Raw genomic sequence first — 25535 nt, 5'->3', positions numbered from 1 at the left:
CCTGCCGGCGGCTTTTCGGCTTCATCTCTACTTCAAGAACAATAACCGGAGACGAACATGTCCGTTGAACCCATCAAGATCGACGATCTGCCGATCGGTCGCTTCCACCTGAAAATCGCCGGGCTGACCTTCGGCGCGCACTTCACCGATGGCTACATCCTCGGCCTGATCGGTATCGCCTTCACCCTGCTGAGCCCGCAGATGCAACTGGATGCCTTCTGGCAGGGCCTGATCGGCGCCTCGGCGCTGATCGGCCTGTTTCTCGGCAGCCTGTTCTTCGGCTGGATTTCCGATCACCTCGGCCGGCAGAAGATCTTCCTGATCAGCTTCGTCCTCATCACCCTGGCCTCGGTCATGCAGTTCTACGTGGAAAGCGCGGCGGCGCTGCTGGCCTGCCGGATCCTCATCGGCATCGGCCTGGGCGGGGATTTCAGCGTCGGCCACGCGATGCTCGCCGAGTTCGCCCCGCGCCGGCACCGCGGTGTGCTGCTGGGGTCGTTCAGTGTGATCTGGACCTTCGGCTATGTGGCCGCGACCTTCGTCGGCACCGCCATGCTCAGCCTCGGCGACGATGCCTGGCGCTACATGCTGGCGTCCTCGGCGATTCCCGCCGGGCTGATCCTGCTGGCGCGCATCGGTACCCCGGAATCGCCGCGTTGGCTGGTCAACCGTGGGCGCATCGAGGAGGCACGGGCCATCGTGCGCAAGCACCTCGGCGCCCACGTGGTGCTGGACGAGGAGCCTGCCGTGGAGCGGCATTCCGGCTACAGGGCGCTGTTCAGCCGCGAGTACCGCAAGCGCACGGCGTTCAACTGCCTGTTCTTCGTCTGCATCGTCATGCCGTACTTCGCCATCTACACCTTCCTGCCGACCATCCTGGCGAAGATGGGCCTGGCCGAGGGCTTTGGTACCGAGCTGATGCTGAACATGCTGCTGATCATCGGCGCATTGCTGGGGATCTGGTGCACGGTGAAGTTCTCGCGGCGCGGGTTCCTCATCGGTTCGTTCGTGATCCTGGCGGCGGCGCTGTTCCTGCTGGCGGTGCTGCCGGGCAGTGCGGCGTGGCTGATGGTCCTGGTGTTCGGCCTGTTTACCCTGGTGCTGTCGGCGGTGAGCAACCTGGTCGGGGTGTTCCCGGCGGAGAGCTTCCCGACGCCGGTGCGTGCCAGCGGCATTGGGCTTGCCACGGCGGTCAGTCGGCTGGGGTCGGCGGTGAGTACCTTCCTGTTGCCGTTGAGCGTGGCGGGGATCGGGCTGAGTCCGACCATGGGCATCCTCGCCGGGATCCTGGCTTTCGGTGCGCTGATTTCCTGGGCCTGGGCGCCGGAGACCAAGGCGCTGACCCTGAGCCAGGCGTGTACGGTGCCGAGTGCCGAGGGCGGGGAGAAGGGGGTGGTGGTTTCGGTGGCTTGAACCTCAAGGCTTGCACGTAACCCTTGTGGGAGCGGATGAATCCGCTCCCACAAGGGTTCGGCGCCAGTCTTTAGACCGTGATCCCCTGCAACCACCCGGTAAACAGCCTCACCTTCGACAACCCCTGCTTTTCCCCTGCCACATCCAGCCAGTAGCCATAAGGCCCCGGCACTTCCAGTGGGGCAATGGGCACGAGGCTGCCCTCGTGCAGTTCCCGATCGATCATCTGCCGGTCGATCACCGCCACGCCACCCCCGGCCAGCGCGGTATGGATCACCTGGTCCAGGGTGCTGAACTCCAACCCGCTGGCCACGTCCACATCATCCCGTCCCGTGGCCCCCAGCCAGTTCTCCCACACCGGCAGACGCTTGCCGTCATGCAGGATGTGCAGCAACGGATACGCCCGCGGGTCCGGCGCCACGCCGTCGACGAACAGTTCCGGGCTGGCCACCGCCACATGCCGCTCCATCACCAGCAACTCGCTGTGCCAGTGCTCCGCCGGGCCCAGGCCGAAGCGGATGCGGCAGTCGATTTCGGCCAGGTGTTCATGGCTGGCCTGGTGGGTGATGCTCAGGCTGATCTCCGGGTAGTGCCGGCAGAAGTCGCGCAGGTGCGAGGACAGCCAGCGTGTGGCCCAGGTCGGCGGGGCGAGGATGCGCAGACGCTGGCGCAGGTTGGGCACGCGTACCGCCTGCAGCGCGCGCTCGATCTGGTCGAAGGCGGCGCCCAGTTGCGGCGACAGGGCGAGGCCCGCGTCGGTCAGGGTCAGGCCCTGGTGGGTGCGCACGAACAGCGCCACGCCGAGGTGATCTTCCAGCTGCTTGATCTGCCGGCTGACCGCGCCCTGGGTGACGTTCAACTGCACGGCGGCCTGGCTGAAACTGCGATGCCGCGCGACCTCTTCGAAGACGCGCAGCATGGTGAGCGGGGGCAACTGACGCACGGCGAGGCCCCCCGGGAGGAAGAAACTTAGAAGTAGTACCCGATGTTCACGTAGACCTGGTTTTCCCATTGGTCGCTGCCGCCGGCACCCAGGCTCTGGGTGTAGCTGCTGCCGCCGATGTACGGGTCGTTCTTGCCGACCAGCCATTCGGTGGCGATCCACAGTTTGCTCAGGGAGAACGACGAGCCGAGGATCAGCCGCTCGGAGGTGTCGAAGTCCGCCGCGGATTTGTCGAAGGCGCTGTAGTTGGCGTACAGCTTGATGCCGCTGAGCTGGTCGAACAGGTACTTGCCGTCGACGTCGTAGCTGAGGTCGGCGACATAGAAATTGCCGCGGCTGGCGACGTTGAAGGTGCCGTCGTAGCCGCCGAAGGTGACCAGTTCGTCAGTGCCTTCGTTGCGCGGCGACATCTGTTGCCGCGCCGCCATCAACTGCACGCCCCAGGGGCCGTTCTTGCCCAGATAGTGCACGGCCACGGCATTGCGCCGGCCCTCGTCGTGGGTGTCGTTGTTCTTCAGGGTCGAGGTCATGCCGGACACGCCGACCTCGGATTTCCACGCGCCCAGGTCAACCGACCGCGCCACGCGCAGGACCGCGGTGTTGCGCTCGCGGTTGTCGCTGCCGTCCTCGACGTAGGCGTCGGCGGAGGAGACCACGGTGGAGTAGGTGCGGCCGTTGCTGGTGCCCTTGCCCTGCCAGGCCGGGCGCAGGTAGTAGCCGGCCTGCAGGTTCCAGGCGCCGGCCTGCTGGATGTACTTGGCGCCGATCTGCTCGACGTCCTCCAGGCCGATGACGTTGCCCAGGGTTTCGAAGAAGGTGCTGCCGAAGTACGGCTGCAGGCCGAACGGAATCTGGTTGAGGCCGACCTGGAGCTGTTGCTCCGGATTGAACCGGTAGCCGATCCAGGCGGTTTCGGCGAATGCGACGTCGCCGACGTTGTTGGTGTACTTGTAGGGGTAGGCGCGACCGTAGAAACGGTACTTGGCGGCGCCGATCCAGGTGTCGGAGCTGTACTTGGCGGTAAGGAAGGCGGTGTCGAAGTTGAACTTCTGGATATCCCGGTCCGGGTCGTAGTCCCAGCGGGCGCGGACGGCGCCGCCGAGGTCGAGGTTGTCCGTGACCTGCACGGCGAACGCCGGCACGGCGAGGGCGGACAGGGTGGCAAGACAGACGGACTGCAGGCGCAGTGAAGCGGGGAAGGGCATGGCGCGGCTCTCGTTGTTGTTATGTGAGACGCGCGCAGTGTTGCCAGCGAGGCGGTGGGCCACAAACGATTAAATGGCGGGGCGAACCTGCGTTAAACGCAAGTTACTTGCAGAAAATTCTGATGAGCTTGTGGGGTGTGTCTTACATGGCGTGGGATACTTCACACATTTCCCCTTCGCCAGCGAGCGCCTTCCATGAAACGCAAAATGCCAGGTCTCAATGCTCTCAAGGCTTTCGAAGTGGCCGGCAGCACCGGCAGCTTCACCCGCGCCGCCGAGCTGCTCAACGTCACCCAGAGCGCGGTCAGCCGCCAGGTGCGGCAACTGGAGGAGCAGCTTGGCGAGAACCTGTTGCAGCGGCGTCACCATCACCTCGAACTGACCAACGCCGGGCGCGTGCTGCTGCGCGCGTTGCACCAGTCGTTCGACAAGATCGAGATGACCGTGCGCAGTATCCAGCAGAAGACCCATTCCAACCGTCTGCACCTCAATGCCCCGCCGACGTTCACCAGCCGCTGGCTGATGCCGCGTCTGGGCCGCTTGCGCGAGGCCCATCCGGAGTTGGAGCTGAGCATCACCACGCAACTGCGTGACAGCCTGGCCGAGACCGCCACCCTCGACTGCGCGATCCGCTTCGGTGATGGCGAATGGGACGGGCTGGACAGTTCGCTGCTGATCCAGGAGCGGCATATCGCCGTGTGCGCGCCGTCGTTGTATGCCCGCGAGCAGGAGGGGCAGGGCGTCGACCTCAACCGCATGACCCTGCTCCATGTGCTGGCCCGCGAGGACCAGCGCTACCTGACCTGGAAGCACTGGCTGGACGCGGCGCGGATCAGTGGCGTGGATACCCAGGGCGGCTACGAGTTCGACCTGCTCGACCTGGCGATTCGCGCGGCGGTGGATGGTCTGGGGATCACCATCGCCGACTGGCACATGGTCGCGCCGGAGCTGGCCAGCGGGCAGTTGACCCAGGTGTTGAACGTGCATGTGGAGGGGCATCAGTCGTACTGGCTGGTGACCCGTCCGGAGCAGCGCGATGCGCCGCAGTTGCAGCTGTTCCACCAGTGGTTGCAGGAAGAGATCTGGCTGGCGCAGCGGCAGTTGGAGCCGTCCAGTCCGGCGGGTTGAAGGGCTTGCGCGAACTGTAGGAGCTGGCTTGCCTGCGAAGGACCGCAAAGCGGTCCCGGTTCCTGATCCAAAGCCAGCACAATGACTTTCTCCTGGCTGCAGATCGGGAACCGGGACCGCTGCGCGCTCCTTCGCAGTGGTTCGTCACACGACAAGCCAGCTCCTACAGATGTCACGCCGCGAAGTCAGTAACATGCCTTTTTCGAATGTTCCCCCGCGAAATTCATCGTTTGTCCAACCCCCGCCGAATCACAACACTGCCCGTCAATAACAACGCGACAACGATGGGCGGATTGCGATGCGAATCGAGCGAAATTTTGTTGATGGCCACTTCATCGAGCCTGCCGGCACGGCACGGATCGCGGTGTACGACCCGGCCACCGAGACCCTGGTCGGTGAGGTCGCGGCCGCTACCGCCCGCGAGGCCATCAACGCGGTTGCCGCCGCGGCCGCCGCGCAGAAGACCTGGGGCAAGCTGACCAGCATCCAGCGCGGTGACTACCTGCGCGCCTTCGCCGATGCCCTCGAAGCCCGTGCCGTGCCGATCGGCGAAGCCCTGGCCGCCGAGTCCGGCAAGAGCCTGGAAGACGCCAGCAACGAAGCCCGCTACGCGGCGCAGATCACCCGCTATCACGCCGAATGGGCACGCCGTATCGAAGGCGAGATCATCCCCAGCGACAGCCCCGACGAACGCCTGTTCCTGCACCGCGAGGCGATCGGCGTGGTGGCCTGCCTGATCCCCTTCAACTACCCGGTCTACACCCTGCTGCGCAAGATCGCCCCGGCGCTGATCACCGGCAATACCGTGGTGGTGCGGCCGAGCAACAACACCCCGCTGTCGGCCTTCGAAATCGCCCGCGCCGCGCAGCAGGCCGGCCTGCCGGCGGGGGTGCTGAACATCCTGACCATGGACCACGCCACCGCCGCCAGCCTGTGCACGCACAAGGCGGTGGGCCTGATCACCCTGACCGGCAGCGTCAACGCGGGACGCATCGTTCTCGACTACTGCAAGGAAAACATCGCCAAGCCATCCCTGGAACTGGGCGGCAAGACCCCGGTGATCGTCGAGGCCGACGCCGACCTGGAACAGGCCGCCAGCGCCATCGTCGCGTCCAAGACCACCCACTGCGGCCAGTTGTGCACGGCGGTGGAGCGGGTCTACGTCCACGAAAGCGTGCATGAGCACCTGCTGGCGCTGCTCAAGGCAAAGTTCGCCGCGGTGCGCTTCGGCGACCGGGCCGAGGACCCGCAGCGCATGGGCCCGCTGGTGAATGCCGCGGCTCGGCGCAACATCCACGCCATGGTCGAGCGCGCCGTCGCCGCCGGCGCGGTGCTGGAGACCGGCGGCTTCATTCCGCAAGGGCCGGGGCATTTCTACCCGCCGACCCTGCTCAGCCACTGCCGCCAGGACATGGAGATCGTCCAGGAGGAAACCTTCGGTCCGGTGCTGGCGCTGCTGAGCTATCACGACATCGACCAGGCCCTGGAGATGGCCAACGACCATCAGTTCGGCCTGTCCTCGGTGCTGTTCAGCGAGAACTACCGCACCACGATGAAAGTCGCCGCCGCCATCGAGGCCGGCGAGCTGTACGTCAACCGCACCCCGGCCGACCCCTACCAGGGCTTCCACGCCGGCTGGAAACGCTCGGGCCTGGGCGGCGACGACGGCAAGCACGGGATGCTCGAATTCACCCAGACCCGACTGGTGGTCATGAACTACTGACCATTGCGTAGCAAGCTGCACGGACTGCGTGCAGCCGTTTCACCCTCAATAACAACAATTAACCGGCACACCCGCGCAGCGGGGTGCCCGAGGTCTCATCCATGTCCAAGCATGCTGCCAATGCTGCCGCTGTCCAGGGATCCGCTGCCCGCGTCGCGGGCAACAGCGACAAGGGAAGTCGCTATTTCCAACTGATGCTGCTGGTGCTCGCCGCCGGCGCGATCTACCCCATCCTCTACCTGCGCCAGGTCTACCAGACCACCATGCTGGAGGTGTTCCAGATCAACCACGCCGAGCTCGGCTACCTGTACTCCATGCTCGGCACGATCTTCCTGCTCAGCTACCTGCCCAGCGGCTGGCTGGCCGACCGCATCGCCCCGCGCTTTCTGATCTTCTTCTCGCTGGTGGCCACCGGTGCCCTTGGCCTGTGGTACGCCACCGCGCCGGGCATGAGTGGTCTGCTGGTGATCTTCGGCTGCTGGGGCCTGACCACCGGCCTGACCTTCTGGGCCTCGGTGCTCAAGCGGGTCAAGATGATCGCCCGGCACTCCGAGCAGGGCCGTTTCTTCGGCATCCTCGACGGCGGCCGCGGCCTGGTCGAAGCACTGCTGGCCACCATCGCCCTGGCCCTGTTCGCCATGGCCACGGAAACCCGCGGCGAGTCGGTGGCCGAAGGCTTCAGGCATGTGGTCTACCTGTACTCCTTCACCTGTATCGCCATCGGCTGCGTGCTGGTGCTGCTCAAGGACCCGAAGTCCATGGAGGACACCCAGCCGGTGGAGCAGGGCAAATACAACCTGCTGGGTGACCTCGCCACCCTGGTGAAGATCCCCGAGCTGTGGCTGGTCACCGCCATCGTGTTCTGCGGCTACCACATCTTCTGGGCCACCTACAGCTTCTCCGACTACCTGCAGGGCAGCGGCATGACCGCGGTCATGGCCGGCACCATCACCACCATCAAGCTGTGGATGCGGCCCATCGGCGGCATCGGTGGTGGCTGGCTGGGGGACAAGTTCAGCAACGTCTCGGTGTTGATCGTCGCCATGCTCCTGGCCACCCTCGGCGTGTTCGGCCTGATCGTGTTCCCGGGCTTGAACAGCCTCGGCCTGCTGATCGCCACGGTGATCTTCATCGGCCTGATGACCTATGCGATCCGCGGCCTGTACTGGGCGATCCTGGATACCTGCGCCATCCCGCTGCGCATCACGGGCCTGGCCATCGGCATCGTCTCGGTGGTGGGTTACCTGCCGGACACCTTCATTCCGCTGATCAACGGCTACCTCACCGAACACTACCCGGGTGCCCTGGGCTACAAGCTGTACTTCGGCTACATCGGCGCCGTGGGCCTGGTCGGCACCCTTGCCGCGGTGGCTCTGCGCGGCCGGGTCAAACGCACACAACGTCTTCTGAACACAGGTGCCTGAGATGAAAATCGTCGCGCTCGAAACCCATATCGTCGCCGTTCCGCCCCCGCACATCGGCGGCATGTACTGGCTGTTCGTCAAACTGCGCACCGCCTGCGGCATCGAAGGCGTCGGCGAGATCTACGCCGCCACCTTCGGCCCCAAGGCCATGCTGCCGATCATCGAGGACGTGTTCGAGCGCTACCTGCTCGACCAGGACCCGCACCACATCGAGCGCTTCTTCCGCCAGGCCTACTCCAGCGGCTTCACCCAGCGCCCCGACCTGACCATGATGGGCGTGGTCAGCGGCCTGGAAATGGCCTGCTGGGACATCGTCGGCAAGGCGGCGAACAAGCCGGTCTACGAACTGCTCGGCGGCAAGGTGCATGAGCGCCTGCGCTCCTACACCTACCTGTACCCGCTGAACGGCAAGGGCGAGTACGACTACGACGACCCGGACCTGGCCGCCGAGTGCGCGGTGCAGAACATGAACAAGGGCTTCACCGCGCTGAAGTTCGACCCGGCCGGCCCGTACACCGCCTATTCCGGGCACCAGCTCTCCCTCGAAGTGCTGGACCGTTGCGAGACCTTCTGCCGGCGGATCCGCGAGGCGGTCGGCAACCAGTGCGACCTGTTGTTCGGCACCCACGGGCAGATGGTGCCGTCCTCGGCGATCCGCCTGGCCAAACGCCTGGAGAAGTACGACCCGCTGTGGTTCGAGGAACCGATTCCGCCCGGCCAGGAAGACGCCATGGCCCAGGTCGCCGGCAAGACCAGCATCCCGATCGCCAGCGGCGAGCGCCTGACCACCAAGTACGAGTTCTTCAAGCTGCTGCAGGCCGGCGGTGCGTCGATCCTGCAGATGAACGTGGCGCGCTGCGGCGGCCTGCTGGAAGCGAAGAAGATCGCCAGCCTGGCCGAGGTGTACTACGCGCAGATCGCCCCGCACCTGTACAACGGCCCGATCGGCGCCGCGGCGAGCTTCCAGCTGGCGGCGTGCACGCCGAACTTCCTGATCCAGGAAAGCATCGAGACCTGGGGCGGCTTCCACGCCGAGGTGCTGAACAAGCCGCTGCAGTGGGAAGACGGCTACATCATCCCGTCCAGCGAGCCGGGCCTGGGTGTGGAGCTGAACATGGACGTGGTGCGCAGGCACACGCCGTACACCGGCCAGCGCCTGCACCTGCAGATGGCGGCCGATCCGGTGGACGTGCGCGACACTTCGCCGGCCAAGGGCTGACAACTTCGCGCCTGGCAACGGGCGCTGTTTTTCCCGACTTACGCGGTAATTTGCATGACTTACGACTACATCATCGCCGGCGCCGGTGCGGCCGGTTGCGTCCTCGCCAATCGCCTGTCGGCCTCGGGCAAGCATTCGGTGCTGCTGCTGGAAGCGGGCGGCAAGGACGACTCGTTCTGGTTCAGGATCCCGGTCGGCTTCGCCAAGATGTACTACAACCCGACCTTCAACTGGATGTACTACAGCCAGCCGCAGCGGCAGCTCGCCAACCGTGCCCTGTATGCCCCACGCGGCAAGGTGCAGGGCGGCTCCGGCTCGATCAACGCGATGATCTACGTGCGCGGCCAGGCCCATGACTTCGACGACTGGGCGGCCAATGGCAACGATGGCTGGGGCTTCAAGGACGTGCTGCCGTACTTCCGCAAGCTGGAGAACCATCCGCTGGGCGACAGCGAGTACCACGGCGGCAGCGGCCCGATCAGCATCACCCCGATGAAGGGCCAGACCCACCCGATCTGCGACGTCTTCCTCAAGGGTTGCGAAGAGCTGGGTTACCCACGCAGCGACGATTTCAACGGGCCGAAATTCGAGGGCGCGGGTATCTACGACGTCAACACCCGCAACGGCCAGCGCTGCTCCAGCAGTTTCGCCCACCTGCATCCGGCGCTCGCGCGGGCGAACCTCAAGGTCGAGCACCATGCTCTGGTCGACCGCGTGCTGTTCGATGTGGCCGGGCAACGGGCGATCGGTGTGCTGGTCAGCCAGAACGGGGTCAGCCGCAGCTTCACCGCGCGCAAGGAAGTCATCCTCTGCGCCGGCGCGGTGGATACGCCGAAGATCCTCCAGCTGTCCGGCGTCGGCGATCGCGCGCTGCTGGACAGGCACGGTATCGCCCAGGTCAGGCAACTGCCGGCGGTGGGCCGCAACCTGCAGGACCACCTGTGCGTCAGCTACTACTACAAGGCCAATGTGCCGACCCTCAACGACGAGCTCGGTTCGCTGCTCGGCCAGCTCAAGCTGGGTATCCAGTACCTGTTCACGCGCAAGGGCGCGCTGGCGATGAGCGTCAACCAGGCGGGCGGTTTCTTCCGGGGCAGTGAAGACGAGCAGAATCCCAACCTGCAGCTGTACTTCAATCCGCTGTCGTACCAGATCCCGAAGAACAACAAGGCCAGCCTCAAGCCCGAGCCGTACTCCGGTTTCCTGCTGTGTTTCAACCCGTGCCGGCCGAGCAGTCGCGGGCATGTCGAGATTGCCTCGGGCAACCCGCGGGATGCGGCGTTGATCGATCCGAACTACCTGAGCACCGCGAAGGATATCGACGAGGCCATCCAGGGCAGCCGCCTGATGCGCCGGGTCATGCAGGCGCCGGCGCTTGCGGGCATCACCGTCGAGGAAGTGCTGCCGGGGCCGGCGGTGGACAGCGACGAGCAGATGCTCGCGTACTTCCGCGAGAACTGCGGGTCGATCTATCACCTGTGCGGCAGCTGTGCCATGGGCTCGGACGAGCAGACCTCGGTGGTGGACAAGCGCCTCAAGGTGCATGGCCTCGACGGGCTGCGGGTGGTGGATGCGTCGATCTTCCCCAACGTGACCTCGGGCAATACCCATGCGGCGGTGCTGATGGTGGCGGAGAAGGGGGCGGACCTGATCCTGGCGGATGCCTGAGATGGGGTGGCTTTGCCTGCGCAAGCCAGCTCCTACAGGAGCCAGGAGCCAGTCAGTCAAACCGTAATATCGACTGGCCATACTCGGCGGCCTTCAATAACGACAACGGCCGCCGAACCATGCTCTTCACGCCGCACCGCCTTGCCCTCTGCGTCGCCCTCGCCAGCGCCTCGTTCACGCCGAATGTGCTGGCCAAGGACTACTCGATCAGCAGCGCCACCAGCGACACCCTGGAACTGAAGAAGGGCGACAACCTCAGCGTCTCCGCCAAGGGCAGCATCGTCTCCAGCAAGGACGACGGTGTGATCCTGCCCAAGCAAACCAGCGGCACGACGATGACCGTGAGCAACGCCGGGGTGATCCGCTCCACCGTGGCCCGTGGCATCGACAGCAAGGACGCGGGCGAGGACGCCAGCGCCTGGGTGATCAGCAACAAGGCCGGCGCGCTGATCCAGGGAACCAACGACGGCCTGCGCCTGCAGACCAACCCGAGTGCGGGCGGCACGCTGAAGATCGACAACGCCGGGACCATCGAATCGATCACCGACGGCCAGGCCATCGACCTGGAAACCCTGAACAACCCGAAATTCACCACCACGCTGGTCAACCAGGCCAGCGGGGTGATCCATTCGGTGGGCAACGACGCGATCAAGACCGGTTCCAACGCCGTCGTCACCAACTACGGGCGCATCTACACCGACACCGCGCCACAGGACAAGAACGGCCAGGACCAGAAGTTCGACGGCATCAAGATCGGCACCTCCACCGGCGTCACCGTCTACAACTACGGCAGCATCAGCGCCGACCGCCACGGCGTCGACCTGAAGACCGACGCGACCCTGTACAACCACGGCGAGGTCACCGGACGCAACGGCTCGGGCTTCGGTTCCGACGGTTCCGGTACGGTGTTCAACTACGCCGGCGGGGTGATCACCGGGGCCATTGCCAGCGGCAAGATCAACGGCGATGGCGATGGCGTCGATATCGACCTGATCGGCCACATCTACAACGAAGGCACCATCCAGGGCCTGGGCGCCAAGGGGGTCGACAGCGGCGGCCGGCCCAACGGCAGCGAAGGCATCGCCATGGGCGGCGGGAGCATCGTCAACACCGCCAGCGGGGTGATCCGCAGCGTCGACAACGGCATCCTCGTCGACGATGGCGCCGAAGGCCCGGGCAAGGGCAGCACCAGCATCACCAACCAGGGACGCATTGCCGGTGAGGGTGGCTTCGGCATCAAGCTGATCGGCGAATGGGACGATACGGTGATCAACGGCGGCAGCATCAGCGGCGGCAACGGCCTGGCCCTGAGCCTGGGCGCCGGCAACGACAGCCTGACCGTGCTCACCGGTGGCGTGTTCACGGGCCTGGTGGACGCGGGCGAGGGCATCGACACCCTGACCCTGAATGGCAGTGGCCGCTTCGGCAACAGCGCCAACTTCGAGAAGCTGGTGGTCAGCGGCGGAGCCTGGACCCTCGGCAGCACCAACGATTTCAGCCAGGGCGGCAGCGTGCTGGCCGGCGCGACCCTGATCAACCAGGGCAGCATTCTCGGCGCCATGCGGGTGGAGGCCGGTGGCGTGTACGCCGGCGGCGGTTCGGTGGGCGGCCTGACAGTGAACGGCCGCCTGCTGACCAACACCGGCCTGGGCGTGGCCAGGGTCAATGGCGACCTGAACTTCGGCCGCGGTGCCAGCCTGATGTACGGCGTCAATGCCGACGGCAGCAGCGCGCCGATCAGCGTGACCGGTACCGCGCACCTCAACGGCGCCACCCTCAACGTGCAACCTTCGGCCGGCGAGTATCCGTGGAAGAGCCAGTACACCGTGCTCACCGCCGGCGCGGTGGATGGCACTTTCGCCAAGGTGGTCAGCGACTACGCCTTCCTCACCCCGACCCTGAGCTACAGCAACACCACGGTGGGCCTGACCTACACCCGCAACGACGTGACCTTCGAGCAGTACACCCAGACCGCCAACGGCGGCGCCGCTGCCCATGCGCTGGGCAGCCTGGGCAGCGACAGCCGGCTGTACAACGCCTTGCTCAACACTTCCACCGGCAGCGCCGGCGGCGCCATCGAGCAGCTCTCCGGTAGCCACAGCGCCAATCTTGCCGGCGCCACCCTGAGCGGCAGCGCCCAGGTCGGCGGCAGCATGCTCGGCGCCATGCAATCGATGGGCAGCAATGCCGGTCTGCTGGTCGGGCTGAACGCGCAGGAAACGCCGGTCCTGGCCGCCACCGGTCTGCCTCAGGGCGTGCGCAACCTCAATGACCCGAATGCCCGCGGACGCCTGTGGCTGCAGGCCCTGGGCAGCTACGGCAAGGTCGACGGCAGCCACGGCGGCAGCGCCCTGGAACAGCGTACCGGTGGTGCGGTGATGGGTCTGGACTGGGCCGTGGGCAGCGACTGGCGCCTGGGTGTGCTGGGCGGCTATTCGCGTACCCGTCTGGACGCGACCGGCCTGGATGGCAAGGTCAACAGCTGGCACGCCGGCGTGTATGCCGCGCGCCAGAGCGGGCCGCTGGCCCTGCGCCTGGGCGCGGCCTACAGCGGTCACGATGGCGACAGCAAGCGCGATGTCGGCTTCAACGGCTTCAGCGAGCGTCTCAAGGGCGGTTACGACGCCGACAGCCAGCAGGCCTTCGCCGAGCTGGGTTATGCCCTGGGCAGCGGCCGCTTCAGCGCCGAGCCGTTCGCCAACCTCGGCTACCAGCGCTATCACCGCGACGGCTACCGCGAGAAGGGCGGCAATGCCGCGCTGGCGGTGGACAAGGACACCCAGGACAACGTCAGCAGCACCTTCGGCGTGCGCGTGGCCCATCTGGGGCAACTGGACAACGGCATGAGCCTGACCCCGCGGGCGAGCCTGGGCTGGCGCCATGTGTACGGCGAAGTCGATAGCCGCACCCGCCAGGCGTTCATCGCCGGTGGCGATGCCTTCAGCGTCGAGGGCAGCGCGCTGGATCGCGACAGCCTGGTGCTGGAAGCCGGACTGGAACTGGGCCTCAGCGCGACGCAGTCGGTGGGACTCGGCTACAGCGGCGAGCTGGGCAGCAACAGCCGCAACCATGCCGTGATGGGGCAGTGGCAGTTGAAGTTCTGAGTCAGCCTGGCGCTTGCGCGTGCCAACGAGCGCGCAAGCGCTGCTTCAGCGTGAATCAGTAGTCGTACAGCTGGCAGTAGATGTTCTGGGTATCGTTGTCATGGTCATCGCAAGTCAGCGTGAACCGGAATCTGTGGAATATCGCTTCATTGAATGTCGGCTCATCCCTGAAGACCCCCACGGGGCCGTCCTTCAGCAAGTTGATGTGCTGCTCCATGCCATTCCTCCAGAATCGCAAGGACAGCGGCGTGTTATGCACATTGAACAGCGACAGGGTCGGTTCTTCCAGCATCTGCGGCATGGCCGTCTGCGGATTTGCAATCTGCTGCTTCGAACGCTTGAGATCGAAACTGCATATCATCGAACCGCCGATACGCACTATTCCACTTGGCGTCCCAGACTTCCAGTCCACTTCCGAGCCCTGCGTAATCAAGCCGATGTCGTAGTAGAGGCCAATGACCTTGGAGCGGTTCCTGATGTAGAACTTGTAGGCTGTGCCAGGTACAGGGCTGCTAGGTTTCAGTTTGAAAGTTGCCACGGATATCCACCTGTGTACGAAGATTGAACACGGAAAACGTTACATGGGACTCGAACGTTTGCACTGATACTAGGATGGGGACCCGATTCGAATCTGAGCAAATCTGAGCGACTGGCGTGGGTGTGTGATTCCGCTATTCCCCCCCGGAATACCCCCATGAAAACCTTGAATTGTATTTCCCGGCGCAAACCTCCTAGCGTGGACACATCGCACAAGGAGATCGCGTCATGAGCCAACCGCAGTTCCACCTGTATGTCGATGCCCGCCATGCCAGCCCCTATGCCATGTCGGTGTACGTCACCCTTCGGGAGAAGGGCCTCGATTTCGACACCGTCCTGGTCGACCTCGACGACGGCGCCAACCAGGCCGACGACTACACCCGCCTGTCCCTGACCCAGCGCGTGCCGACCCTGCTGCACAACGGTTTCGCGCTCTCCGAATCCTCGGCCATCACCGAGTACCTGGAAGATCTGCATCCCGGCAATCCGGTGTACCCGAGCGATCCGCAGGAGCGCGCGCGGGTACGCCAGGTGCAGGCCTGGCTGCGCAGCGACCTGGTGCCGATCCGCGAGGAGCGCAGCACCGTGGTGGTGTTCTACGGGGTCAAGCTGGGTCCGCTGTCCGCCGCGGGCCAGGCGGCCGCGCGCAAGCTGATCGGCGCCGCCGAGGCGCTGCTGCCGGAGGGCAGCGACTATCTGGCCGGGCAGTGGTCGATCGCCGACGTGGAGCTGGCGGTGATGCTCAATCGCCTGGCGCTCAATGGCGATCCGCTGCCGGAGCGCCTGCGCGCCTATGCCGCGCGTCAGTGGCAGCGGCCTTCGGTGCAGGAGTGGGTGAACAAGCAGCGGCCGGCGCTGTAGGGGCGGCAGGGGGCGAGGGCGAACCAGCGCCCATTCTGGTGTCACCTTCCGGGCATTGATCGAGCGCGGTGCGGGGGATAGCGATCCTTGCTAGATTTCCCGCTCCGTCCTCGTGCCGCCAAGGAAGTGCAATGCAACCGCCGTCGTCGAACCCGTCCGCCCCGTTGTCCCGCCGTAACTGGCGTCGCTGGCTGCCGGGCCTGCAGCTACTGCGCGACTACTCTCCCGCCTGGCTGTCGCGGGACCTGCTCGCCGGCCTGGTCCTCACCGCCATGCTGGTCCCGGTCGGTATCGCCTACGCCGAAGCTTCCGGCGTGCCGGGCATCTACGGCCTGTACGCGACCATCGTGCCGTTGCTGGCCTATGCGCTGTTCGGCCCCAGCCGCATCCTGGTGCTCGGGCCCGACTCGGCGCTGGTGGCGATCATCCTCGCCGTGGTCCTGCCGCTGTCCGGCGGCGATGCGCAGCGCGCCATCCTGCTCGCCAGCGCCATGGCCCTGGTCTCGGGGCTGGTCTGCCTGGGCGCGGGGATACTGCGCCTGGGCTTCATCACCGAGCTGCTGTCCAAGCCGATCCGCTACGGCTACATGAACGGCATCGCCCTGACCGTGCTGATCAGCCAGACGCCCAGGCTGTTCGGCATTTCCCTGGACAGCGACGGCCCGCTGCAGGACACCTGGCATCTGTTCGGCGCGCTGCTCGACGGCAAGGCCAACGCCTATGCCTTCGCCATCGGCGGCGGCAGCCTGGCGATCATCCTGCTGCTCAAGCGCTTCGAGCGGGTGCCGGGAATTCTCATCGCGGTGGTCGCCGCGACCCTGACCGCGTGGTGGTTCGACCTGGAGGCCAGGCATGGCGTGCGGGTGGTGGGCTCGCTGCCCCAGGGCCTGCCGGACTTCGTCCTGCCACTGATCGATGCCGCCGACCTGCAGGCCGTGCTGATCGGCGGTTTCGCCGTGGCCCTGGTGTCCTTCGCCGACACCAGCGTGCTGTCGCGGACCTACGCCGCCAGGACCCGCACAGCGGTGGATGCCAACCAGGAAATGATCGGCCTGGGCATGGCCAACCTGACCACCGGGCTGTTCCAGGGCATTCCGGTCAGCAGCAGTTCGTCGCGCACGCCAGTGGCCGAGGCCGCCGGTGCCCATACCCAGCTGGCCGGCGTGTTCGGCGCCATTGGCGTGGCCCTGTTGCTGCTGTTCGCCCACGACCTGCTCAGGCATCTGCCGAGCAGCGCCCTTGCCGCGGTGGTGATCGCGGCGGCCGTGGGGCTGTTCGAGTTCAAGGACCTGCGGCGCATCTACCGCATCCAGCAATGGGAATTCTGGCTGTCGATCACCTGCTTCGTCGGCGTGGTGGTGCTCGGCGCGGTACCGGGGATCGGCCTGGCGGTGGTGATTGCCGTGATCGAATTCCTCTGGGACGGCTGGCGTCCGCACTACGCGGTGTTGGGGCGGGTCGACGGCATTCGTGGCTATCACGATATCGGCCGCTATCCCCAGGCACGCCTGGTGCCCGGCCTGGTGCTGTTCCGCTGGGACGCGCCGCTGTTCTTCGCCAATGCCGAGCTGTTTCAGAATTGTGTGCTGCAGGCAGTGCGCCAGGCGCCGGTTCCGGTGCGGCGCATCGTCATCGCCGCGGAGCCGGTGACCAGCGTGGACGTGACCTCGGCGGACATGCTCATCGAGCTGCAGCAGTTGCTGCACGCGGACGGCATCGAACTGCGATTCGCCGAGATGAAAGACCCGGTCAAGGACAAGCTGCAGCGCCTGGAGGTGCTGGCACGGATCGGCCATGACGTGTTCCAGCCGACGGTGGGGGCGGCGGTGGATGCCTACCTAGAGGAGCACCGGGTGGACTGGACGCCCTGATTCAATGCCGCGGCGGCCAGCTTCGCCACTTCGCGCAGGTGTGCGGGGTCGCCGCCGTCCTCGTCCATCCAGCAGGCCGAGAGCCCGGCCCAGGCGAGGATCCACTGCAGCAGGCGGCGGCGCTCGATGCCGCTGGCGTTGCTGACCGTGTCGAGGCGTTGCGCGAAGTGGAACAGGGCGCTGTGGCCATCGGGGTTGCAGAAGAGATTGGCGTAGTCGAAACCGCGTTCGCCGTACAGGCCCTTGGGGTCGATGGCGAGCCAGCCGGACGGGCCGAAGTCGAGGACATTGCCGTGGTGGATGTCGCCATGCAGCACCGTGACGTCACGGGGGGTGGCGAGCAGTTCGCGGGCGGTGGCGGCGCAGGTTTGCAGCAGTGGGTCATGGCTGCCGTTGAGCAGGGCGTCGAACCAGCGGGTCAGCGGGACCAGTGCTGGCAGGGGCTGGGGCCGTGGGGCGTGGAGGCGGGCGGCCACACGGCAGAGAATGCGCGTGGCCTGGTCGTCGTCGGCGTCCCTGACCATCTTCGTCAGGGACGCCGGCCCGGTGGCGCGCTGCAGCAGCAATGCGCGTTCGTCGTGGGCCAGCACGGGCGCCGCGCCGTCGCCGTTCCACCAGATCATCAACTGGGCGCCGGCCTGTTCCTCGGCTTCGTGGGCCAGCTTGAGCATGGCCGGCCGGCCGTGCTGGCGGACGGGGAGAAGGTCGGCGCCGTGGGTGGTGATGGGGTGGCCGTCGGGGGTGAGGTGCCAGTGCTGAAGAAAATTGTCAAACATCATGGGGTTCTCTGGATTGGAATGAGTTTCAAGGCCGCCAGGTGCCTGCCTTGAGTCTTGCAGCGCTCTGAAGATAGAGCGCCGCCCGCGCGGCGCATCGCGAGCTCGCTCGCTCCTACATTTTTTGCAACGTACCATGGCCTGTGAGAGCGGCGTCGCCAGCCTTGGTGCCTGGCGATCTAGCGCGGGGAAGCTTTTGGGGGCGACGCGATACCGCGTCGTACACACAAGGCGGTCAACTATGGCCTGACAGACATAGGCACGTTGCAACAAATGTAGGAGCGAGCGCGCTCGCGATGCGCCGCGCGGGCGGCGCTCGATCTGGAGGGCATTGCAGGGCTCAAGGCACGCACCTGGCGGCCTTGATGCGGTTTCCGCCAGGCTTTCAGAGATGTGTATATACCTATGCTGTGATCAGCTCGATCCGAACGCCAAATGAATTTGAACCGATCGGCGGCTGCATGTGACGCAGCTACGGCTGAGTGAGCTGTTGAACGGCAAGATCGACAAATTCTCTCTGGATGCTCTGGTGAATCTGCTGTCCAGCGCAGGCTTGGAGGTGGACTTCACGGTGAAGCAGAAAGCGACTTCCTTGTGGCGGTTGTAACGTCCCATTGCCAAATCCGCGACAAAAAGGTCAAATTGCAACTAATTCTCATTAGTGACCTGTTCCCATGTCCGCCGACGACCTCGCCCTGCGTGCCGCCACCCACGACCTCTACGCGACCCACAGCACCTGGCTGCGTGGCTGGTTGCGCAAGCGCCTGGACTGCGGCAGCGATGCCGCCGACCTGGTCCAGGACACCTTCGTGCGGGTGATCAGGGCGCGCCAGGCCCTGGACATCCGTCAGCCACGGCAGTACCTGAGCACCGTGGCCAAAGGCCTGGTGATCGACCTGTTCCGCCGTCGCGCCCTGGAGCAGAGCTATCTGGAGGCCCTGGCCGGGCTGCCCGAGGAGGTCTACCCGTCGCAGGAAACCCAGGCCATCGTCCTCGAGACCCTGATGGAGATCGACCGCATGCTCGACAGCCTCGGCGACACGGTGCGCCAGACCTTCATCCTGTCGCAGTTCGAGGGCCTGAGTTATCCGAAGATCGCCGCGCGCCTGGGGATTTCCCTGCGCACGGTGAACAACCACATGGCCAAGGCCATGGAACATTGCTGCCTGATGCGGATGGGCCTGCTGTGACACCGCCGCCGCTGGCACCCGCGGAGCGCGAAGCCCTGCGCAGCGCGGCGCAGTGGTATGCGCGACTGTCTTCCGGGCTGGACTGCGATGCCGAGCGCCAGCGCTGGCAACACTGGCACAACGCCGATCCGCTGCACCGCCGGGCCTGGGAGCAGGTGGAGGCGGTGCGGCACATGGTCGAGGGCGTGCCGGGCAACATCGCGGCGTCGGCGTTGCACGGTTCCCGGGAGTCCCGTCGCCGGGTCCTGCGGCAGTTGCTGGTGCTGGCCGGGGTCGGAGTCGTCGGCGGCAGCGGCTGGCACAGCGAGTGGGGCAGGGAACTGCTGGCCAGTCACCACACGGGCGTCGGCGAACGGCGCCCGCTGGTGCTGGCCGATGGCAGCCAGGTGTTGCTCGACAGCCGCTCGGCGCTGGACGTGCGCTTCGACCCCGACCTGCGCCTGCTGCGCCTGATCAGCGGCCGGGTGCTGGTGCAGACCGCCGCCGATACCCTGGGGCGTCCGTTTCTGGTGGAGACGCCCCAGGGTCAGGTGCGCGCCCTCGGCACGCGCTTCAGCGTGCAGACCGAAGCGCAGTTCTGCGAGGTGGCGGTGCTGGAAAAGGCCGTGGAGGTGCGTCCCGCCGACAGCGCGCGGGTCCTGCGTCTGGAGGCGGGCCAGCAGGTGCGTTTCGACCGTGTCCGGCTGGGCGATCCCTGGCGCAGCGATGCCTCGGTGGCGTCCTGGCGCAACGGCAGCCTGATCGCCATCCAGCGCCCGCTGGACGATCTGCTCGACGAGTTGTCGCGTTACCGCCGTGGCTGGTTGCGTTGCGACCCGTCCATCGCCGGGTTGCGGATCTCCGGCGCCTTCCCCCTGGACGACACCGATCGCGCCCTGGCGGCGCTGGAAAGCGGTTTCGGCCTGCGCATCGTGCGCCGTACCGACTACTGGGTCAGCGTGCTGCCGGCCCAGGCGTAGGCGATTGCGAAAAAAATCATTGGCGACTTGCACTGTTTGCCCATCCCGCTCGGCCAATCCTCAGACACGTGCCGTTCGCACACTTTGCTCCTGGGGAGGAACACCATGAAGTACCCGCACGCCCGCCGGCTCCAGCCGCTGGCCATCGCCATTCGCCTGAGCTGCTGCGCCCTGGCCGGCTTCGCCTTGCCGAGCGTGGCCAGCGCCGTCGAAGCCAGCGCCGAGCAGAACTACCAGATTCCCGCCGGCAGCCTGACCGCGGTGCTCAGTGCCTTCGCCTCGGCCTCGGGCAATGCCCTGTCGTTCGACGCGGCGCTGATCCAGGGCCGTCAGTCCGCCGGTCTGCACGGACGCTACAGCGTCGCCCAGGGCTTTGCCGTGCTGCTCCAGGGCACCGGCCTGCGCGTGGTGCCGCAGAGCAATGGCAGCTATGCGCTGCGCCCGCTGCCGAGTGAGCAGGGGGCCCTGGAGCTGGATGCCACCAGCGTTTCCGGCCAGCGTCTGGACGCTACCAGCGAAGGCACCCAGGCCTATGCCGCCCGCGCCCTGACCCTCGGCAAAGGCACCCATACGCTGCGCGAGACCCCGCAGTCGGTGACGGTGCTCACCCGCAAGTACATGGATGACCAGAACGTCACCACCATCGACCAGGCCATGGAGAAAACCCCGGGCATCGCCGTGTACGAGTCGCCCATGGGCGGCAAGTATTTCTACTCGCGCGGCTTCATGATGCAGGGCCAGTACCAGTACGACGGCGTGCCGCTGGATGTTGGCGGCGAGTACGTGCAGGCCAACAGTTTCTCCGGCGACATGGCCTTCTATGACCGGGTCGAGGTGCTCAAGGGCACGGCGGGGATGATGAAGGGCACCGGCAGTTCGGCCGGCGGGGTCAACTTCGTGCGCAAGCGTGGCCAGGCGACGCCGACCACCAGCGTGACGCTGTCGGCCGGCTCCTGGGACAACTACCGCGGTCAGGTCGACAGCGGCGGCCCGCTCAACGAATCGGGCACCCTGCGTGGCCGCGCGGTGGTCGCGCTGCAGGACCGCCAGTACTTCTACGACCTCGGTCAGCGTGACGACCAGATCCTCTATGGCGCCCTCGACTACGACATCACGGCGGACACCACCCTGGGCCTGGGCGTCGCCTATGAGCGGCTCGATGCCACCCCGTGCTGGCATGGCCTGCCGCGCTACAGCAACGGCAAGGACCTCAAGCTCAGCCGCTCCACCTGCCTCGGCGCGTCCTGGAACAGCTGGGAAAGCGAGCGCACCACGCTGTTCGCCGATCTGTCGCACCAGTTGAACGAGGACTGGGCCTTCAAGTTCGCCGGCGTCTGGACCCACAACGACCAGGACATGAAGTACGCCCTGTCGGAGACCCGCGGCGGCGTCACGCCGGGCGCGACCACGGCGCCGTCCGGGGTGTATTCCGGGGTGTTCGACTACGACCAGAGCGACTACGGCTTCGATGCCTACCTGAATGGCAAGTTCGATGCTTTCGGCCTGCGCCACGAACTGGTCGTCGGCGCCAATGCCAGCCGTGCCCAGACCCGCGACCACTGGGCGCTGATCAACATGAGCGGCCTGCTCGGGGTGTCCCAGGATCCGTTCAACCCCGACGCCCACCTGCCGCAGCCGCCGGACAGCTACTACCCGCCGAACTCCTACCGTGGCGGTCCGCACCCCACCGAGTCGGACACCCGCCAGTTCGGCACCTATGCCACCCTGCGCCTGAAACTGGCCGAGCCGCTGACCGCGGTGCTCGGCACCCGGGTCAGTTGGTACCGCAACAGCCGCGACTCCTACACCCAGGCCTGGGACTACTGGCAGCACGACCGCAGCCAGGAAAACGGCCAGGTCACGCCGTTCGCCGCGCTGATCTACGACCTCGACGCGCAGTGGTCGGTCTATGCCAGCTACGCCGATATCTTCCAGCCGCAGAGCACCTACACCGACGCGTCCGGCAGCCCGCTGCAGCCCAAGACCGGCGCCAGCTACGAGGTCGGGATCAAGGGTGAGCTGCTGGACGGCCGGGTCAATACCGCCTTCAACCTGTTCCGCACCGTCGAGGAACATCGCGCCGAGGCCAACTACAACACCTCCTGCCCGGGCTCGTCGGACGGCTACTGCTACACCGACGCGGGCAAGGTGCGGGCGCAGGGCTTCGAGGCGGAAATCAGCGGCGAGGTGATCGACCGCCTGCAGGTGCTGGCGGGCTACACCTATACCCAGACCAAGTACCTGGACAGCGCCAACGCCAATCCGCAGGAGCCGACGTTCACGGTCAGCTACTTCCCGCGCCACCTGTTCCGCCTGTGGTCCGACTATCAGTTGAGCGGTGCGCTGGAGCGCTTCAGTGTCGGGGCGGGGGTCACCGCGCAGAGCGACGTCTCGGTGCGTGACGCCAACGTGCGGCCGGCGGTGGAGTCGGTGCAGTCCGGCTACGCCATCTGGAGCGGGCGCATCGGCTACCGCATCGACGATCACTGGTCGGTCGCGCTCAATGGCAACAACCTGCTCGACAGGAAGTACTACCAGAGCGTGGGCGCGGTTTCGTGGGGCAACTTCTATGGTGAGCCACGCAACTTCATGGTGACGCTCAAGGGTACCTTCTGATCGCGGATGCGCTTCGCTGTCGTCGACGGGGCCGCTTCCGCGGCCCCGTTTCATTTGCCGGCCAGCACCGGCGGGTTGGCCAGATCGGGCCAGGCGACGCGCTTGCCGGCCGCGATGGTGCCACACCGGTTCGTGCAATCCTGTCCGCCCTTTCTGCGGCATTGCTGTTCGAAGTAGCGGCAGTTCTGCTTGTCCAGCAGGTCGTCGGGGAGGATGCCGTCCGGTGCCCGGGAGGCGTCGAGGGTGGCGAAGGCGAGGTGGGCACCGAGGATGCCCAGCAGCAACGCGGTGATCAGGGTGGCCTTCATGACTGTTTCCCCGGGCATGGGCTCAACAGCCCGTGGAACGGGCTCTTGAACGGCACACTAGACCACGCCCGGGGGTTCCGCCACCAGGATGACGTCCATCGGCTTGAGGCCGGCGTTGGCCGCTACGCTCTCCGGGGCGACGCTGACGCCCCCCCTTTTCGACGCAGTGCAGGATGCGCAGGGAAATTCCGCCCATGCCCTCTATGCTGGACAAGCAGCGGTAAGACATGATGTCAGTTTGCCCTGGGGAGGGTCGCCAACTTGAAACCGTTCAACTCCATGAGTGACGTCGTTGCCGTTTCGCGCGCCATGGCGCTGGGTTCCACCTTCACGTTGCTCGGCGGCTGCGTGCTGGACCCGATTTCCATCATCACCGATCCGATCATGTATGCCGCCGCCGCGGCGGGTCCGACCGAGGCCGAGTACAAGGCCCAGCTCGATGCGGACATGAAGAACGTCTTCATCAACGAGTACCGCGGCGAGACCTGCGCCCAGATCACCGCCTTCTGGCCGGAGCGTATGGCTTCCGTGGCCCGCGACCCCAACAGCTGGGGTGGCCGGCCGGCGCTGGAAGCAGCGCAGCAGGTGATCGGCGAAAAGGGCTGCGCCGTGCCGCAGGCGATGGCCACGGCCGATCCTGCGTCTCCCGCCGCGGCGCCGGTGGAACGTGACCCGGCGAGTTTCGCCGCGGTGCTGGCGAACCCTTCCCCGGGGTGGGGCAGTGTCTCCCCGACGGGCTTGCCACAAACCTCGCTGGCGGGGTGGATCGCCCAGGAAACGCCCGCGCGCTATCAGAACCGCTCCTGCGACTACCTCAACCAGGCGTTGGTCTACAGCCGGGCAATGGAGGACCTCACGACCCCTGAAGCCCAGGCCTGGGGCGCGTACAAGCGCGTGGCCGTGCGCAAGGTCTTCGACAGCCGCGACTGTCCCGCCTGGAATGGCAATGGCGCGGGACGCATCGGCGCCCCCGTCAGCAGCATGGACCCGGTGAAGGCGTCACGCCTGAACATGCCGGCCCAGGGGGCTTCCGTGCAGAGCGTGCTGCCGGGTGGCAACGCCGAGCGGGCGGGGCTGAAGTTCGCCGATGTGGTGGTTTCGGTGGACGCCACGCCGGTGACCGACGCCGAAGAGTTCCTCGTCGCCATCGGCAAGCTGGACACGGGTTCGACCGCGATGCTCAAGGTCTGGCGAGGCAACGGCTTCATCGACGTGCCGGTGCAGGTCGGCCCGCGCAAGCCCTCCACGGTACCCGCGACCCGCACGGCCAGCCGCGCGCAACCGGCGGCGAGTCCACAACTGCTGGACATGCAACTGGCGAGCCTCAGCCCCGACTACGCCAAGGCCGTGGGCCTGGTCGAAGCCAAGGGTGCCTGGGTGGTCGAGACCAGCAAGGGCGGACAGGCCGAACGCGCGGGCCTCAAGGCGCTGGACGTGATTCTCGAAGTGTCCGGACAGGAAATCGGCTCGCCGGATGACTTCGCCGCGGTCGCCTCGAAAACGCGCAAGGGCTACAACGCCTCGGTGGTGGTGTGGCGTGACCAGGGCCGGAAGGAACTGAAGCTGGTCTTGAACGGAGACTGATGGGCCGGGCCGAGTGGCGGCGCGGTCCATCGATCAGACCGCGACCGCCGCCACCGCATTGACGCCTTCCAGCGTCGCGAAGGAAATGTCCTTTGCCGTAAGCAGGAAATCACTCACGTAGGGCACGTCGAGCATGTCGCTGCGGACCGCCGCGAACAGACTGGCCTGCAGGCCGTTCTGCCCCAGGCGCCTGGCGATGACATAGCCTCGCGAGGTGTACTCGTGCACGGCCCAGTTCGGCAGGCAGCACACGCCGCGGCCGCTGGCCACCAGTTGCATCATCATCACCGTCAGTTCCGAGGTGCGCACCTGGGCGGGTTCGATGTCGGCCGGGTCGAGGAAGCGGGTGAAGATATCCAGGCGGTTGCGTTCGATCGGGTAGGTGATCAGGGTCTGGCTGGCGAGGTCGCCAGGCTCCAGCCAGGCCTTGTCGCGCAGGACATGATGCTTGTCGATGGCCAGCATGGCTTCGTAACCGAACAGCGGCACATAGGTGATCCCTGGCAGGGGCACGGGGTCGGACGTCACCACCAGGTCGAGATCACCGCGTTCCAGCGCCGGCAAGGGCGCGAAGGAAAACCCCGACGCCAGGTCCAGCTCGACTTCCGGCCAGGCGCTGCGGAATTCGTCCACCGAGGGCATCAGCCACTGGTAGCAGCTGTGGCATTCGATCGCGATGTGCAGCCGTCCGGCGGTGCCTCCCGCCAGCCTGCCCAGTTCGCGCTCCGCGGTGCGAATGAGCGGCAGCACCTGTCCTGCCAGTTGCAGCAGCTTGAGGCCGGCGTTGGTAAAGCGCACGGGCTTGGATTTGCGCACGAACACCGGCATGCCGATGCGCTCTTCCATCTCGCGGAAATGATGGGACAGCGCCGACTGCGTCAGGTGCAGGCGTTCGGCGGCTTCGTGCAGGCTGTCTGTTTCCCGCAGGGCCTCGATGGTGCGCAGGTGTCTCAAATCGATCATGAACAGAACTACAGTCGTATGCGAGGGAAGGGCAGCAGCAGGC

Annotated in this window: 19 protein-coding genes and 1 pseudogene; 14 read left to right on the top strand and 6 right to left on the bottom strand. The window is 66.1% G+C overall.

What is annotated here, in order from left to right; all coding sequences use genetic code 11:
* The first annotated feature begins 57 nt into the window (after nt 1-57).
* The gene (locus tag CHB99_RS22970) at nt 58-1413 is read left to right on the top strand and encodes an MFS transporter (protein ID WP_042128593.1); all 1356 of its coding nucleotides are present in this window, start codon (nt 58-60) and stop codon (nt 1411-1413) included.
* A gap of 70 nt (nt 1414-1483) precedes the next feature.
* Here the strand turns inward: CHB99_RS22970 and CHB99_RS22965 are convergent, their stop codons facing one another.
* Nucleotides 1484-2356: a LysR substrate-binding domain-containing protein gene (locus CHB99_RS22965; RefSeq protein WP_042128595.1), complete on the bottom strand. Its 873-nt coding sequence runs from the start codon at nt 2354-2356 to the stop codon at nt 1484-1486.
* Between the two features lie 26 nt (nt 2357-2382).
* A complete protein-coding gene (locus tag CHB99_RS22960) occupies nt 2383-3561 on the bottom strand; it encodes a hypothetical protein (RefSeq protein ID WP_042128597.1) in 1179 nt (392 codons plus the stop codon).
* Between the two features lie 195 nt (nt 3562-3756).
* Here CHB99_RS22960 and CHB99_RS22955 point away from each other — a divergent pair, with 195 nt between their 5' ends.
* From CHB99_RS22955 to CHB99_RS22930, 6 genes are all read left to right on the top strand, one after another.
* Nucleotides 3757-4689: a LysR substrate-binding domain-containing protein gene (locus tag CHB99_RS22955; protein ID WP_042128599.1), complete on the top strand. Its 933-nt coding sequence runs from the start codon at nt 3757-3759 to the stop codon at nt 4687-4689.
* A 298-nt stretch (nt 4690-4987) separates the two neighbouring features.
* Complete coding sequence (gene aldA / locus CHB99_RS22950) at nt 4988-6412, top strand: aldehyde dehydrogenase (protein WP_042128601.1); 1425 nt, start codon at nt 4988-4990, stop codon at nt 6410-6412.
* A gap of 101 nt (nt 6413-6513) precedes the next feature.
* Nucleotides 6514-7836 carry an MFS transporter gene (locus tag CHB99_RS22945; protein WP_042128603.1) on the top strand — a complete coding sequence of 441 codons (1323 nt, stop codon included), beginning with the start codon at nt 6514-6516 and terminating at the stop codon, nt 7834-7836.
* A 1-nt stretch (nt 7837) separates the two neighbouring features.
* Entirely contained in the window at nt 7838-9055 is a 1218-nt protein-coding gene (locus CHB99_RS22940) for a mandelate racemase/muconate lactonizing enzyme family protein (RefSeq protein WP_042128605.1), read from the top strand.
* 54 nt (nt 9056-9109) lie between these two features.
* Entirely contained in the window at nt 9110-10723 is a 1614-nt protein-coding gene (locus CHB99_RS22935) for a GMC family oxidoreductase (RefSeq protein ID WP_042128607.1), read from the top strand.
* A gap of 119 nt (nt 10724-10842) precedes the next feature.
* Nucleotides 10843-13827 carry an autotransporter outer membrane beta-barrel domain-containing protein gene (locus CHB99_RS22930; protein WP_042128609.1) on the top strand — a complete coding sequence of 995 codons (2985 nt, stop codon included), beginning with the start codon at nt 10843-10845 and terminating at the stop codon, nt 13825-13827.
* A gap of 55 nt (nt 13828-13882) precedes the next feature.
* On the opposite strand, the gene CHB99_RS22925 is transcribed toward CHB99_RS22930, so the two are convergent.
* Complete coding sequence (locus tag CHB99_RS22925) at nt 13883-14365, bottom strand: hypothetical protein (protein ID WP_042128611.1); 483 nt, start codon at nt 14363-14365, stop codon at nt 13883-13885.
* 227 nt (nt 14366-14592) lie between these two features.
* On the opposite strand from CHB99_RS22925, the gene yfcF reads away from it, so the two are divergent.
* Both yfcF and CHB99_RS22915 read left to right on the top strand, forming a co-directional pair.
* On the top strand, nt 14593-15225 hold the full coding sequence (gene yfcF / locus CHB99_RS22920) for a glutathione transferase (RefSeq protein WP_042128613.1): 633 nt from the start codon (nt 14593-14595) through the stop codon (nt 15223-15225).
* A gap of 131 nt (nt 15226-15356) precedes the next feature.
* Nucleotides 15357-17096: a SulP family inorganic anion transporter gene (locus tag CHB99_RS22915; protein WP_042128615.1), complete on the top strand. Its 1740-nt coding sequence runs from the start codon at nt 15357-15359 to the stop codon at nt 17094-17096.
* Here the strand turns inward: CHB99_RS22915 and CHB99_RS22910 are convergent.
* A complete protein-coding gene (locus CHB99_RS22910) occupies nt 17060-17872 on the bottom strand; it encodes an aminoglycoside phosphotransferase family protein (RefSeq protein WP_042128624.1) in 813 nt (270 codons plus the stop codon). The two genes, CHB99_RS22915 and CHB99_RS22910, sit on opposite strands and share 37 nt — an antisense overlap.
* Nucleotides 17873-18323: 451 nt before the next feature.
* Between CHB99_RS22910 and CHB99_RS22905 the strand changes: the two are divergent.
* The 4 genes and pseudogenes from CHB99_RS22905 to CHB99_RS22890 form a co-directional block, all read left to right on the top strand.
* A pseudogene (locus CHB99_RS22905) lies at nt 18324-18479 on the top strand (XRE family transcriptional regulator); the annotation flags it as partial.
* 67 nt (nt 18480-18546) lie between these two features.
* The gene (locus tag CHB99_RS22900) at nt 18547-19062 is read left to right on the top strand and encodes a sigma-70 family RNA polymerase sigma factor (protein ID WP_042129711.1); all 516 of its coding nucleotides are present in this window, start codon (nt 18547-18549) and stop codon (nt 19060-19062) included.
* Complete coding sequence (locus tag CHB99_RS22895; protein WP_245655666.1) at nt 19059-20021, top strand: FecR domain-containing protein; 963 nt, start codon at nt 19059-19061, stop codon at nt 20019-20021. Before CHB99_RS22900 ends, CHB99_RS22895 begins: the two co-directional genes overlap by 4 nt.
* Before the next feature lie 105 nt (nt 20022-20126).
* The gene (locus CHB99_RS22890; RefSeq protein WP_042129716.1) at nt 20127-22637 is read left to right on the top strand and encodes a TonB-dependent siderophore receptor; all 2511 of its coding nucleotides are present in this window, start codon (nt 20127-20129) and stop codon (nt 22635-22637) included.
* Between the two features lie 50 nt (nt 22638-22687).
* Here CHB99_RS22890 and CHB99_RS22885 read toward each other — a convergent pair whose 3' ends face one another.
* Nucleotides 22688-22945 carry a hypothetical protein gene (locus CHB99_RS22885; protein WP_042129718.1) on the bottom strand — a complete coding sequence of 86 codons (258 nt, stop codon included), beginning with the start codon at nt 22943-22945 and terminating at the stop codon, nt 22688-22690.
* 279 nt (nt 22946-23224) lie between these two features.
* Between CHB99_RS22885 and CHB99_RS22880 the strand changes: the two genes are divergently transcribed.
* Nucleotides 23225-24529, top strand: coding sequence for a PDZ domain-containing protein (locus CHB99_RS22880; RefSeq protein WP_084702986.1), 1305 nt, complete (start codon nt 23225-23227; stop codon nt 24527-24529).
* 33 nt (nt 24530-24562) lie between these two features.
* On the opposite strand, the gene CHB99_RS22875 is transcribed toward CHB99_RS22880, so the two are convergent.
* Nucleotides 24563-25492 carry a LysR family transcriptional regulator gene (locus tag CHB99_RS22875; protein ID WP_042129721.1) on the bottom strand — a complete coding sequence of 310 codons (930 nt, stop codon included), beginning with the start codon at nt 25490-25492 and terminating at the stop codon, nt 24563-24565.
* Nucleotides 25493-25535: the final 43 nt, after the last annotated feature.

The organism is Pseudomonas japonica (genome assembly GCF_900188455.1).
Taxonomy (GTDB): Bacteria; Pseudomonadota; Gammaproteobacteria; order Pseudomonadales; family Pseudomonadaceae; genus Aquipseudomonas; species Aquipseudomonas japonica.
Note: the sequence above shows the minus strand (reverse complement) of the source record. Positions and strands in the feature narration are given on the sequence as shown.

Coding starts and splice junctions, on each gene's coding strand:
- CHB99_RS22970 (WP_042128593.1), top strand. CDS start 58: ATGTCCGTTGAACCCATCAAGATCGACGATCTGCCGATCGGTCGCTTC.
- CHB99_RS22960 (WP_042128597.1), bottom strand. CDS start 3,561: ATGCCCTTCCCCGCTTCACTGCGCCTGCAGTCCGTCTGTCTTGCCACC.
- CHB99_RS22955 (WP_042128599.1), top strand. CDS start 3,757: ATGAAACGCAAAATGCCAGGTCTCAATGCTCTCAAGGCTTTCGAAGTG.
- aldA (WP_042128601.1), top strand. CDS start 4,988: ATGCGAATCGAGCGAAATTTTGTTGATGGCCACTTCATCGAGCCTGCC.
- CHB99_RS22945 (WP_042128603.1), top strand. CDS start 6,514: ATGTCCAAGCATGCTGCCAATGCTGCCGCTGTCCAGGGATCCGCTGCC.
- CHB99_RS22940 (WP_042128605.1), top strand. CDS start 7,838: ATGAAAATCGTCGCGCTCGAAACCCATATCGTCGCCGTTCCGCCCCCG.
- CHB99_RS22935 (WP_042128607.1), top strand. CDS start 9,110: ATGACTTACGACTACATCATCGCCGGCGCCGGTGCGGCCGGTTGCGTC.
- CHB99_RS22930 (WP_042128609.1), top strand. CDS start 10,843: ATGCTCTTCACGCCGCACCGCCTTGCCCTCTGCGTCGCCCTCGCCAGC.
- yfcF (WP_042128613.1), top strand. CDS start 14,593: ATGAGCCAACCGCAGTTCCACCTGTATGTCGATGCCCGCCATGCCAGC.
- CHB99_RS22915 (WP_042128615.1), top strand. CDS start 15,357: ATGCAACCGCCGTCGTCGAACCCGTCCGCCCCGTTGTCCCGCCGTAAC.
- CHB99_RS22910 (WP_042128624.1), bottom strand. CDS start 17,872: ATGTTTGACAATTTTCTTCAGCACTGGCACCTCACCCCCGACGGCCAC.
- CHB99_RS22900 (WP_042129711.1), top strand. CDS start 18,547: ATGTCCGCCGACGACCTCGCCCTGCGTGCCGCCACCCACGACCTCTAC.
- CHB99_RS22890 (WP_042129716.1), top strand. CDS start 20,127: ATGAAGTACCCGCACGCCCGCCGGCTCCAGCCGCTGGCCATCGCCATT.
- CHB99_RS22885 (WP_042129718.1), bottom strand. CDS start 22,945: ATGAAGGCCACCCTGATCACCGCGTTGCTGCTGGGCATCCTCGGTGCC.
- CHB99_RS22880 (WP_084702986.1), top strand. CDS start 23,225: ATGAGTGACGTCGTTGCCGTTTCGCGCGCCATGGCGCTGGGTTCCACC.
- CHB99_RS22875 (WP_042129721.1), bottom strand. CDS start 25,492: ATGATCGATTTGAGACACCTGCGCACCATCGAGGCCCTGCGGGAAACA.